Here is a 12,692-nt window from a genome sequence, read left to right as displayed (position 1 = left end):
CCCTGAACACACAAAACCCCGCCAGCGCGAAGCATGGGCGGGGCTGGTCAGCCGACTGGTATGGCGCCGAATCAAGCGGGCCATTTGAGGCGGGAGTCTATTCGATAGTGATTATCATGCAACAGATATTCGCATCTTTACCTATGTAAAGACCCGAGGCGCTGCTTAGCGCAGCCGACGCGCTTCGAACGGTTTGGCGAGTATGAACAGATCCCGGGCGATGGTTTCCGGGTACTGATCCACCGGCGGTGCCTTGGGCAGATACAGCGCGGCAGCATCCAGCGTCGCCAGCTGAAACTCCGGCTCGATGGCGCAGGCTCGGAACAGATGGGTGATAGCCTCGACCTCGGCCGTACTGGTGCAATTGACCCGGTGCCCGCCGAGAAAAGCATTGAGCTGGTCACAGACCTTTTCTGGCAGCAACCCGGTGGCTTCGGCTTCCAGAAGCGACAGCCCAAGCTCCTCTTCACTCACGGGGTCGAGCATTGCCAGCTCGACAGTCGGTTTGACGATGGCGGACATGCTCGAGCCAGGCACGGCGGCGCCGACTTCGATGGGGAAAGGGCCATTCACACTTTGATAGAAGCGGACGGCCATTGCGCCTTCGAGCATTCCAGGGATCGATTTCATTACACGACTCTCGTTAATCCAGTGTTGTTCTGACCCGCGACGACATCCTGCTGCCGCAACGGGGAGGCATTTTCATCCTCTTGTGTGTAAGAGTCGTGACAGTGGAGATGGTTGAGTGTTTTTTGCGAGTCAGAACCCATAACGGAACGGCCGTTGTGCTGGATCCAACAGAAGATGTTTTGGCTGCCAGATCGATCAGGGCAATGGCCCTGCCTGACGAGGGGGTGGGATAGCGCAGCAGGATTGCCCTGCTGCGCGTGCTGCGTTTAAACCACGCCCTGGGCCAACATCGCATCCGCCACTTTGACGAAGCCGGCGATATTGGCGCCTTTCACATAGTTGATGGTGCCGTTTTCCTCGCCGTGGCGCACGCAGGCAGCGTGGATGGACTGCATGATGCCGTGCAGCTTCTCGTCCACCTCGCCTTCGCTCCAGTGCAGACGCATGGCGTTCTGCGACATTTCCAGGCCGCTGACCGCAACGCCACCGGCATTGGATGCCTTGCCGGGCGCGAACAGGGTGCCGTGCTCGATGAACAGATCCACGGCCTCCAGGGTGGTCGGCATGTTGGCGCCTTCGGCGACGCACACGCAGCCATTGCCCAGCAGCGTGCGGGCGTCGTCCAGATTCAGCTCGTTCTGGGTCGCGCATGGCAAGGCGATATCGCACGCCAGGCTCCACGGCCGCTGACCAGCCAGGAAGCGCAGCTCGCTACTTTGCAGGGCACTCAGACGCCCGCGCCTGCGGTTCTTCAGCTCCATCACGTCCAGCCACTGCTGCTCGCTGAAGCCGCCTTCGGCGTATAGCGTGCCTTCCGAGTCAGAGAAGGAGATGACCTGGCCACCCAGATCCATCACCTTGCGCGCCGCGTACTGCGCCACATTGCCGGAGCCGGAGATCGCCACGCGCTGGCCGTCGAAGCTGCGGCCACGGGTCTTGAGCATTTCCTCGGCGAAATACACGCAGCCATAGCCGGTCGCTTCGGGGCGGATCAGGCTGCCGCCGTAGCTCAGGCCCTTGCCGGTGAGTACCGAGGAGAACTCGTTGGCCAACCGCTTGTACTGCCCGAACATATAGCCGATCTCGCGGGCACCAACGCCGATATCACCGGCCGGCACGTCGAGATCCGCACCGATATGGCGGTACAGCTCGCTCATGAACGACTGGCAGAAGCGCATCACTTCGGCATCGCTCTTGCCCTTGGGATCGAAATCCGCGCCACCCTTGCCACCGCCCATGGGCAGCGAGGTCAGGGAATTCTTCAAGGTCTGCTCGAAGGCCAGGAACTTGAGCACGCTGAGGTTCACCGACGGATGGAAGCGCAGGCCACCTTTGTACGGGCCGATGGCGCTGTTCATCTGCACACGGAAACCGCGATTGACCTGCACCTTGCCCGCATCATCCACCCACGGCACCCGGAACAGCACTGCCCGCTCGGGCTCGACGATGCGCTCGACGATTCCCGCCTCCAGATAATGAGGATTGGCCTCGAGGAACGGCCACAGGCTGCGCAGCACTTCTTCCACCGCCTGGTGGAATTCCGGCTGATCAGGGTCGCGCTGCTTCAGGCGGTCGAGAAAGCGGTCTACGGAAAGCGTCATGAAAAGCTCCTGGCGTCCCTGCGCCGATAAATAAAGTGGCGCGACTCTAGCAAGAACTTATCGCCCTAAAAAAGGGCGAAATGACGCTTTTATGAAAGTTTTTGGTGCTTAAACGTAAAATACCGTTCAAATATGACTGATAGGCGCGAAGTTAACGCACCAAAATAAAACAAACAGCGCACCAAAATACTCAGAGAGATAAGAGCCAGGCGCTGATGAGCGCAATGAAAAACGGGGCCATTCGGCCCCGTTTTTCGTTTACATCGCTTACTGCGCCAGTTTCTTGTGGCGTACCCGGTGCGGCTGGGCGGCGGCGTCGCCGAGACGTTTCTTACGGTCAGCCTCGTACTCGGTGTAGTTGCCTTCGAAGAACAGTACGCCGTCGTCCTCGTAGGAGAGGATGTGAGTCGCCACGCGATCCAGGAACCAGCGATCGTGAGAGATCACAATGGCGGCGCCAGGGAAGTCCAGCAACGCATCTTCCAGCGAGCGCAGGGTTTCCACGTCGAGGTCGTTGGACGGTTCGTCGAGCAGCAGAACGTTAGCGCCCTCCTTCAGGGTCAGCGCCAGGTGCAAGCGGCCACGCTCACCACCGGAGAGATCCTTGACGAACTTCTGCTGGTCGGCACCCTTGAAGTTGAAGCGGCCGACGTAACCACGGGACGGCACCTCGTAGTTGCCGATCTTGATCTGATCCAGACCATCGGAAACCGCTTCCCAGACCGACTTGCTGCCGTCCAGGTCGTCGCGGCTCTGATCCACGCAGGCCAGCTGCACGGTATCGCCGATCTCGATGCTGCCAGAGTCCGGCGCTTCCTTGCCCATCAGCATGCGGAACAGGGTCGACTTACCGGCACCGTTACCGCCGATAACGCCGACGATGGCGCCCTTGGGTACGCTGAACGACAGGTCTTCGACCAGTACGCGGTCGCCATAGCCCTTGGTGACGTTCTTGAACTCGATGACCTTGTCACCCAGGCGCGAACCGGCCGGGATGTAGATCTCGTTGGTCTCTGCGCGTTTCTGGAATTCCTGGGACTGCATTTCCTCGAAACGCTGCAGACGAGCCTTGGACTTGGACTGGCGGGCTTTGGCGCCTTTGCGCACCCACTCCAGCTCTTCCTTCATGGCCTTTTCATGGGCCGACTGCTGCTTGGACTCCTGCGCCAGACGGGACGATTTCGCCTCCAGCCAGCCGGAGTAGTTGCCTTCGTACGGAATGCCCGCGCCGCGGTCGAGCTCGAGAATCCAGCCGGCGACGTTGTCGAGGAAGTAACGGTCGTGGGTGATGGCCACCACGGTGCCGGGGAAATCATGGAGGAACCGCTCCAGCCAGGCCACCGAGTCGGCGTCCAGGTGGTTGGTTGGTTCGTCCAGCAGCAGCATGTCAGGGGCCGACAGCAGCAGACGGCACAGCGCTACGCGGCGCTTCTCACCACCCGACAGGTGCTCGACCTTGGCGTCCCAGGCCGGCAGACGCAGGGCGTCGGCAGCAACTTCCAGCTGACGCTCCAGATTGTGACCATCGCTGGCCTGCAGGATGGCTTCCAGCTTGGCCTGCTCGGCGGCCAGCTTGTCGAAGTCGGCATCCGGCTCGGCGTAGGCAGCGTACACCTCATCCAGACGCGCCTGGGCATCCTTGATGCCGCTCACGGCCTCTTCGACCACTTCACGCACGGTCTTGCTAGGGTCGAGCTGCGGCTCCTGAGGCAGGTAACCGACATTCAGCTCGGGCATCGGACGGGCTTCGCCGTCGAACTCGGTGTCGACGCCAGCCATGATCTTCAGCAGAGTGGATTTACCCGAACCGTTCAGGCCGAGCACGCCGATCTTGGCGCCCGGGAAGAACGACAGGGAAATGTTCTTGAGGATCTCGCGCTTCGGCGGCACAACCTTGCTCAGCCGATGCATGGTGTAGACGTATTGAGCCAAAATTCAGACCTCACTCATAAATGGCAACGATGGCGCGCACCCTATGCCAAGACGGTGCGTCACGCAAACGGAGAAATGTCGCGCCGGGCGAACCGATCAAGCTGATTTCGACAGCCCGCTCGCAGGAACGGCAAGACTAGCTCATGGCACTCGAGCACGGTTGCGCGTAGCCCGAAGAAAACCAGTTGGCACTAAATAGAGGGGTAAGCCTCGTATGACAGCAGCGAACCAACCCTGATGTATTTTCGGCGATCTCGCGGCGACTAGAAAGAGCCAGTAAACGCAGGACGCTCGTCGGTCAAGCTGGCACTTCGCCACAGTTGTGGCATGCTAGCCGCCCTTGGGAAGCGGACGTCCTGCTTAACTAGCCTTTGCAGTAGCATCACCGGTCTTCTTTATCTCGCTGTTGCAGGACTTCATCACGTGTCAGCGCCCAACACCAAGCCCCCTTACCGCGACCCACAGATTGTGCCCATGCGCCGCTCATTCAAGGGCGCTCTGGTGGTACTGGTGCTGGGAGTTCTGGTGTTGCTGTTGTGGCAGTTGCAGCTCGAATTCAAGCAGCTGAAGGATAACCAGCGCTCCCTCAACCTGGCGGTGAGCGAGCAGTTGGCCAAGCAATTGAGCCTGAACATGGGATCCATGGCCAACGCCGGACGGGCCGTGCTCAATGCGACGCACGAACCCGAAGATGCTGCAGGCCCGGCGCATGCTGCTTACCTGAACAACTTGCGCATCGTATTCCCGTCCCTGCACAGCATCGCCCGCCTGGATAACGCCGGGCGCCTGCTGCATGACACTGCGCCGCACAGCACCGACTATCAATTGCTTGCCGAACTGACCGGGCGCAGCGCCAGCCAGGGCTATCATTACGCATTCGACCCCCTGGGTGACGGACGCATCTATCTCCTGCTGCACGCCTCCAATGGCGATGGTTACTGGGCACTGCGTCTGAACGCCAGTGCCCTGACGAGCTGGCTACTGCATAGCCGCCAGAACGACTTCCCCTGGTTGCTGGAGGATGCCATCAGCGCACGGGTGATCACCGACTCGCGCGGCAAAAACCTGCAAGAACCCAGCTACCCGATGGTCACCGCAGCCAACCAGGCGCAAACCATTTTCCTGCAAGCCCTGCCCGGCTCCGACTGGCAGCTTCGCGCCATGCTCAACGAGCGCAAGCTGCAAGCCCAGGTGCTACCGGAAATAGCCGGAAAATTCCTGCTGTTCACCCTCTGCGCCCTGCTCACCCTGTTCGCCCTCTACCGCCTGGTACGTGAGCAAAGCCATCTGCACGCGCTCAACGCAGCGTCGCGGCGCTCTCTGCATCAAGCCGCCAGTGCTTTGAGCGTTATCGAAGAGCGGGTATTGGTGACCGACAGCAACGGCCGCCTGACCTACCTCAACCCACAGGCCGAAGCACTGTTCGGCCTGACCAACCGGCACGCCAGCGAATGGCACCTGCTGGAGCTACTGCCGCGCCTCGATCCGTTACTGCTACACGCCACGGCCTTCCATAGTGACCTGGGGCCGGATCTGGTGGAAATCCTTCAGGACGGTGATGTGCGGCTGTTTACCATCACCCGCAGCGACCTGGGTGACGAAGCTCGCCACCTGGGGTTTGTCTGGGTACTGCGTGACGTCACCGAAGAGCAACAAGCCACCCGCGTGCTGCAGGAAGCCCGGCGCCGTTATCAGGACATCTTCGACGGCACCGGCACCGCCCTCTGCGTGCTCGACCTCGCCGGGCTGTACCACTTTCTGCACGAAGAAGGGCTGAGCAGCGGTGCCCAACTGCAGCCCTGGCTGCAACGTAATCCGCAGCGTCATGGCGAACTGCTCAGGCACATACGCATCACCGAAACCAATCAGGTCGCCCTACGCCTGCTCGGCGTGAACACGCCCGAGCAGGCCAGGGAACAACTGATCAATAGGGGTGACGTGAACCCGCACGGTTTCCGTGCCCAGCTCAGTGCCGCCCTACTCGACGGCGGCGGCCACCTCGAACTGGAAAGCCATATTGAAGGCCCGCACGGTAGCGTCCGCCACCTGTGGCTGGTGATGCGCCTGCCGGAAAGCGCACAAGATCTGCACGCCGTAGCCCTGAGTATCAGTGACATCACCAGCCGTAAGCGCATGGAGTTGTCGCTGGTCGAGCGCGAGCGCTTCTGGTCAGAAGTCGTCCGTGCGGTGCCGGATACCCTCTACGTCAACGACATTCCGTCGCGCACCCTGCTGTTCAGCAACCACGACATCGGCGTCAAACTGGGTTACGACGCCGCCTTCGTGAAGGCCCAGGGCGACGGTTTCTGGAAACGCATCGTGCATCCCGACGACAACGACTTGTACGGGCGCGTGCGTAACCTGCAAACCGTGCTGAGCGACGGCGTACTGCTCGAGTCGCAGTTCCGTGCACGACACCAGGATGGCTCCTGGCGCTGGCTCAGCATCACCGAACAGGCGCTCTCGCGGGACAGCAATGGCTGGGTCAGCCGCCTGATCGGCGTGGCCAAGGACATCACCGAGCAGATCGCCCGCAACGAATCGCTACGTGACAACGAACAGCGTTACCGCCTGCTGGCCGAGAGCATCAGCGACGTCATTTTCTCCACCGATAGTCAGCTCGACCTCAACTACATCAGCCCTTCGGTGCAAACGGTGCTCGGTTACTCGGTGCCGTGGGTGCAGAAGCACGGCTTCGAGGGCCTGGCCACCAACCCGCAGCAACTCAGTGGCGTCTTCGCTCTGCTCGCCCGCATCCGCGCTGCCATGGGTGTACCGCAGCAGATGCACGAACTGCGGCAGAACCTGACACCGCAACTGTGCGTCTTCGATTGCCTGCGCGCCGATGGTCGAAAAATTCCGGTGGAGCTGCGCCTGGTACCCATGTGGGACGACAGCGGGCGCTTCGAGGGCCTGCTCGGCGTGGGCCGCGACATTGGCCAGCAGCGCCGTGCCGAGAAAGACCTGCGCATGGCGGCGACGGTATTCGAGCACTCCACAGCAGCCATTCTGGTCACCGACCCGGCGGGCTACATCGTTCAGGTCAACAACGCTTTCAGCCTGGTCAGCGGTTACAGCTCCGAGCAAGTGCTCGACCAGTTGCCGGGCATGCTCACCGCCGACAGCCAGAAAAACAATCACCTGAACTACGTACTGTCCCAGCTTCACCTGCGCGGTTCCTGGGAAGGCGAGATCTGGCTGCGGCGCCGTAACGGCGAAAACTTCCCGGCCTGGGTCGGCATCACGGCAGTGCACGACGAAGAAGGCGACCTGGTCAGCTACGTGTGTTTCTTCAGTGACATCAGCGAGCGCAAGGCCAGTGAGCAGCGCATCCACAGGCTGGCCTACTACGACGCCCTGACCCAACTGCCCAACCGCACCCTGTTTCAGGATCGCCTGCACACCGCCCTGCAGCATGCCGAGCGGCATCGCGAGTGGGTGGTGCTGATGTTCCTCGACCTCGACCGCTTCAAGCCGATCAACGACTCCCTCGGCCACGCGGCTGGCGACCGCATGCTCAAGGACGTCGCCATTCGTCTGGCCGCCTGCGTGGGCGAAGACGATACCGTGGCACGCATGGGCGGCGACGAATTCACCCTGCTGCTGCAATCCAATGGCAGCCGCGAAGGCGCTTTGCACCGTGCCATCCACGTCGCCGAACAGATTCTCGCCAGCCTGGCCCGCGCCTTTGTGCTGGAAGGCCGCGAATTCTTCGTCACCGCCAGTATCGGCATCGCCCTCAGCCCGCAGGACGGCCACGAACTGAGCCAGTTGATGAAGAACGCCGACACCGCGATGTACCACGCCAAAGAGCGCGGCAAGAACAACTTCCAGTTCTACCAGGCGGATATGAACGCCAGCGCTCTGGAGCGCCTGGAGCTGGAAGGCGACCTGCGCCACGCGCTGGAACAGGGCGAATTCCTGCTGCACTACCAACCGCAGTTCTCCGGCGACGGCAAACTGCTGACCGGCGTCGAAGCGTTGCTACGCTGGCAGCACCCCACACGCGGCCTGGTCGCCCCTAACGCCTTCATCCCGGTGCTCGAAGAGCTCGGCCTGGTGGTGCAGGTCGGCGAATGGGTGCTCGCCGAAGCCTGTCGCCAGCTGGGCACCTGGCACAACAACAAAATCCACGTACCCCGGGTTTCGGTGAACCTGTCCGCCCGTCAGTTCAGCGACGGCGACCTGCACCAGCGTATCGAACGCATCCTCAGCCAGAGCGACATCCCCGCCGCCTGCCTGGAGCTGGAGCTGACCGAAAGCATCCTCATGCAGGACGTGGCAGCCGCCATGCAGACCCTGACCGTATTGAAGAACCTCGGCCTGTGCATCGCCATCGACGACTTCGGCACCGGCTACTCGTCGCTCAACTACCTCAAGCAATTCCCTATCGACGTGCTGAAAATCGACCGCAGCTTCGTCGACGGTCTGCCTCAGGGCGAGCAGGATGGACAGATCGCCCGCGCGATCATCGCCATGGCCCACAGCCTGAACATGACGGTGATCGCCGAAGGTGTGGAAACTCAGGAGCAGCTCGACTTCCTGCGCAACCACGCATGCGACGAGGTGCAGGGCTACCTGCTCGGCCGGCCGATACCCGCCCAGCAATTCGAGGCGCAATTCGGCGGCCAGCACCCGTTCACACTCGAATAACGCAACCGCATGCGGCGCGGGCAGGACGTGAGCGCCGCTTATCCTGGGCATGATCACGCTTCATATGCCTGGCCAGCTCGGATGCGTTAGAATCCGCACCCTATTTCATCCGCCCAGCTGACTCTCAGGGGATTGCCATGTTCAGCCGTGATTTGACCATTGCCAAGTACGACGCCGAGCTTTTCGAAGCCATGCAGCAAGAAGCTCTGCGCCAGGAAGAGCACATCGAGCTGATCGCCTCGGAAAACTACACCAGCCCGGCAGTCATGGAAGCCCAGGGCTCGGTGCTGACCAACAAGTACGCCGAAGGCTACCCGGGCAAGCGCTACTACGGTGGCTGCGAGTACGTGGATATCGTTGAGCAACTGGCCATCGACCGCGCGAAAGAGCTGTTCGGCGCCGATTACGCCAACGTGCAGCCACATGCGGGTTCGCAAGCCAACGCCGCTGTCTACCTGGCCCTGCTGAGCGCCGGTGACACCATCCTGGGCATGAGCCTGGCCCACGGTGGTCACCTGACCCACGGCGCCAGCGTTTCCTCCTCCGGCAAGCTGTACAACGCCATTCAGTACGGCATCGACGGCAACGGCCTGATCGACTACGACGAAGTCGAGCGCCTGGCTGTCGAGCACAAGCCGAAAATGATCGTCGCCGGTTTCTCCGCCTACTCGCAGATTCTCGACTTCCCGCGCTTCCGCGCCATCGCCGACAAAGTAGGCGCCTTGCTCTTTGTTGATATGGCGCATGTCGCAGGCTTGGTCGCTGCTGGCGTGTACCCGAACCCGGTACCGTTCGCCGACGTGGTGACCACCACCACCCACAAGACCCTGCGCGGCCCGCGCGGCGGCCTGATCCTCGCCAAGGCCAACGCCGACATCGAGAAGAAGCTCAACTCCGCCGTATTCCCGGGCGCCCAAGGCGGCCCGCTGGAGCATGTCATCGCTGCCAAGGCGATCTGCTTCAAAGAAGCGCTGCAGCCTGAGTTCAAGACTTACCAGCAGCAGGTCGTGAAGAACGCCCAGGCCATGGCCGGCGTGTTCATCGAGCGTGGCTTCGACGTCGTTTCCGGCGGCACCGAAAACCACCTGTTCCTGCTCTCGCTGATCAAGCAGGAAATCTCCGGTAAGGACGCCGACGCCGCACTGGGCAAAGCCTTCATCACCGTCAACAAGAACTCGGTGCCGAACGACCCACGCTCCCCGTTCGTGACCTCCGGCCTGCGCTTCGGCACCCCGGCAGTCACCACTCGCGGCTTCAAGGAAGCCGAGTGTAAGGAACTGGCGGGCTGGATCTGCGACATCCTGGCCGACCTGAACAACGAAGCGGTGATCGACGCCGTTCGCGAGAAGGTCAAAGCCATCTGCGCCAAACTGCCGGTTTACGGCAAATAAGCGACAGCGCTGTAAACGAAAAAGCCCGGCCGATGCCGGGCTTTTTCATGCCTGGTGAACAATCATGGCCCCCAGGATGGCCTGCCACCTCACCGCCGAAAGTAAACGCCACACACGAAAAAGCCGCGCAGTGCGCGGCTTTTTCGGTAGCAAACCAGCTCGGTTTCCCGAACAGGCTGGCCGGGCACTCATGCCCCAGGCGTGATCAACGCGATGCAGCGGCCGGTGCGGCAGTAGCGGTGGCAGTGCACGGAGCGCTGGCACCGAGGCCGGCGGTCATGCTTTCGACGTTGTTGAGCACGTCGTTGCCCTGGTTGACCTTCTGGGCCTTCTCCGCCGCCTGCACGCGCGAAGCGTAGGTGGTCGAGTCGCCCTGGAAGCTCTGCTGAGTTTCCAGCACTGAGTTGGCAATGCTCAACAGGCTGCGGCCAGTGGAGATCAGGTTATCGGACGTGCTCGGCGTGCAAGGACCGTTGGCATTGGCCGCCTGCGTGTTGTTCATCAGGCCCTGGCTTTGCGTATTTTGCGGCAGGCACCCGGCAAGGGTAGCCAGCATCGGGGCAATGAGCAGAGCCCCAAGCGTTCCTTTGATGCTCATGTGAGATTCTTCCTCGACGACCTGCCTTCGACCCATTGCCGAAGCGATGCCCGCGATTTTAAGAAGGGGGTGGTCGCGGCGAAATAGTACGGGTGTGCTAGAGGCACTTTGTCGCCCTATTGTTGTCTTGCGCCTGTTAAGGCTGGCGGCCTATGGTGTGCGAGTATCCGAATCAAATAGCTCGTAGGAAATGTACATGTCCGTGACCGCGCCCCGCGCGTACGACGCCGAGCGTGCTCAGGCGGTGGTGCGTCTGATCATCTCGCCCATCGCTATAAGCTATGCACTGGTGCTCTACCAGCTCTCCATGATCGAGGCAGAGGTGGCCTGGGATATGTTCTTCTACGAGTCGACCTACTGCGCCGCCGCTCTGGCGCTCTGGCTCGACATCCGCCGCCGCCCCGGCAACCGACCGGCACGGCGAGTGCTGACCATGCTCATCGACTACACCACCATCACGCTGGTCATTACTGCAGGTGGCGCGGCCATGCTGCCGATCTATGCCGTCCTGCTCTGGGTGACCGTCGGCTACGGCCTGCGTTACCAGTCGGGCTACCTGCTGCTGGCGACCATCATGGCCACGCTCTCGCTGCTAATCATCGCGAGCACTTCGGCCTACTGGCAGTCGCAGCCTTATCTGATCTTCACTCTGCTGCTCACCACCCTGATGGTGCCAGCCTACATACACACCCTGCTCAAGCGCTCGCGCCGCGCCGCTGAGGCCGAGCAGGCCGCCAACCTGGCCAAGTCGCAGTTTCTGGCACAGGCCAGCCACGACCTGCGCCAGCCCATTCACTCCATCAGCCTGTTTACCGCCTGCTTGCGCGACAGCCGCTTGGGCACCGAACAACAGCGCCTGGTGGAGAACATCGACAAATCGCTGCACAGCGTCTCACGCTTGTTCCGCTCGATTCTCGACATGTATTCGCTAGACAGCGGCAAGGTCGTTCCGCAGATAGAGGCTCTGCCACTGCACAAGCTCCTGCACCACCTGATCCAGCAGAACACCGAGGCAGCCCGCTGGGCCGGAGTGGATATGCGCCTGCACTGCCCGCCTGTTTACGTACGCGCCGATCACGCCCTGCTCACCACCATGCTGCAGAACCTGCTCTCCAACGCCTTGAAGTACGCCCCTGGGCAACCCGTGCTGATCGGCTGCCGGCGCAAAGGCCCGGGCCTGTCCATCGAGCTGTACGACAAAGGCCGCGGTATCGCCGAAGCGCATCTCGACAACATATTCGAAGAGTTCTACCGCGTGCGCCAGGCGCGCGACACTGATGTCGACGGAATGGGTCTGGGGCTGACCATCGTCAGGCGGCTAGGCACGCTGATGGGTCTGCGCATTCGCATTCGTTCCGTGGAGGGCCGGGGCACACTCGCAGCCATCGACGGCCTGCAGTCGGTAGCGGCACCGGTCGAACGCATCACCACGGCACAGAGCAGTAACCAGGCACCGCGTATGCTGGATGGCTTGCGGGTATGCCTCATCGAGGATGACCAGAACGTACTACTGGCCACCGCCACCCTGCTGACGAAGTGGGGCTGTGACGTCGCCACCTTCACCTCGCTACCCGACGTGTCGACGGACTTCGATCTGGTGGTCACCGACTTCGACCTCGGCCGGGAAGCCTCCGGAGCCGACTGCATCAACCATGTGCGCGCACTCAGCGGCCGCAACGTACCTGCCATCATCATGACCGGCCACGACGTTCGCCGTGTTCAAGAGCAATTGGGCGACGAGGACATTCCGATCTTGTCCAAGCCCGTGCAGCCCGCCGAGCTACGTTCGCTGCTGGTGGCACTGAAACTCGGATCGCAAGCAGCCTGACGCTTAGTGCAACCCAGCCTGCGCCGCCTGGCGTCGGCAACTGCACGGGTACCGACGGC

The 12,692-nt window shown here is 61.7% G+C and carries 7 protein-coding genes; 3 read left to right on the top strand and 4 right to left on the bottom strand.

The features are described 5' to 3' along the window. Positions 1 to 165: 165 nt before the first annotated feature. The 3 genes from ACZ0AI_RS21510 to ettA all read right to left on the bottom strand — a co-directional run bounded on the left by ACZ0AI_RS21510 (position 166) and on the right by ettA (position 4,163). Positions 166 to 630, bottom strand: coding sequence for a hypothetical protein (locus ACZ0AI_RS21510; protein WP_463563610.1), 465 nt, complete (start codon positions 628 to 630; stop codon positions 166 to 168). A 266-nt stretch (positions 631 to 896) separates the two neighbouring features. Beyond that, positions 897 to 2,231 (bottom strand): NADP-specific glutamate dehydrogenase, encoded by a 1,335-nt coding sequence (gene gdhA, locus ACZ0AI_RS21505; protein WP_463563609.1) that lies wholly within the window; start codon positions 2,229 to 2,231, stop codon positions 897 to 899. A 267-nt stretch (positions 2,232 to 2,498) separates the two neighbouring features. After that, positions 2,499 to 4,163: an energy-dependent translational throttle protein EttA gene (gene ettA / locus ACZ0AI_RS21500; RefSeq protein ID WP_463563608.1), complete on the bottom strand. Its 1,665-nt coding sequence runs from the start codon at positions 4,161 to 4,163 to the stop codon at positions 2,499 to 2,501. Between the two features lie 474 nt (positions 4,164 to 4,637). Here ettA and ACZ0AI_RS21495 point away from each other — a divergent pair, with 474 nt between their 5' ends. Both ACZ0AI_RS21495 and glyA read left to right on the top strand, forming a co-directional pair. After that, positions 4,638 to 8,816 (top strand): sensor domain-containing protein, encoded by a 4,179-nt coding sequence (locus ACZ0AI_RS21495; protein WP_463563607.1) that lies wholly within the window; start codon positions 4,638 to 4,640, stop codon positions 8,814 to 8,816. 137 nt (positions 8,817 to 8,953) lie between these two features. Next, positions 8,954 to 10,207 (top strand): serine hydroxymethyltransferase, encoded by a 1,254-nt coding sequence (gene glyA / locus ACZ0AI_RS21490; RefSeq protein ID WP_463563606.1) that lies wholly within the window; start codon positions 8,954 to 8,956, stop codon positions 10,205 to 10,207. 205 nt (positions 10,208 to 10,412) lie between these two features. Here glyA and ACZ0AI_RS21485 read toward each other — a convergent pair whose 3' ends face one another. Next, positions 10,413 to 10,805, bottom strand: coding sequence for a hypothetical protein (locus ACZ0AI_RS21485; protein WP_463563605.1), 393 nt, complete (start codon positions 10,803 to 10,805; stop codon positions 10,413 to 10,415). Positions 10,806 to 11,001: 196 nt separating this feature from the next. On the opposite strand from ACZ0AI_RS21485, the gene ACZ0AI_RS21480 reads away from it, so the two are divergent. Then, entirely contained in the window at positions 11,002 to 12,633 is a 1,632-nt protein-coding gene (locus ACZ0AI_RS21480; protein WP_463563604.1) for a hybrid sensor histidine kinase/response regulator, read from the top strand. The last annotated feature ends 59 nt before the right edge of the window (positions 12,634 to 12,692 follow it).

The sequence above is a fragment of the Pseudomonas sp. AC355 genome (assembly GCF_979258205.1).
The sequence above is the reverse complement of the archived record's forward strand: the minus strand, read 5'-3'. Positions and strand labels throughout refer to the sequence as shown.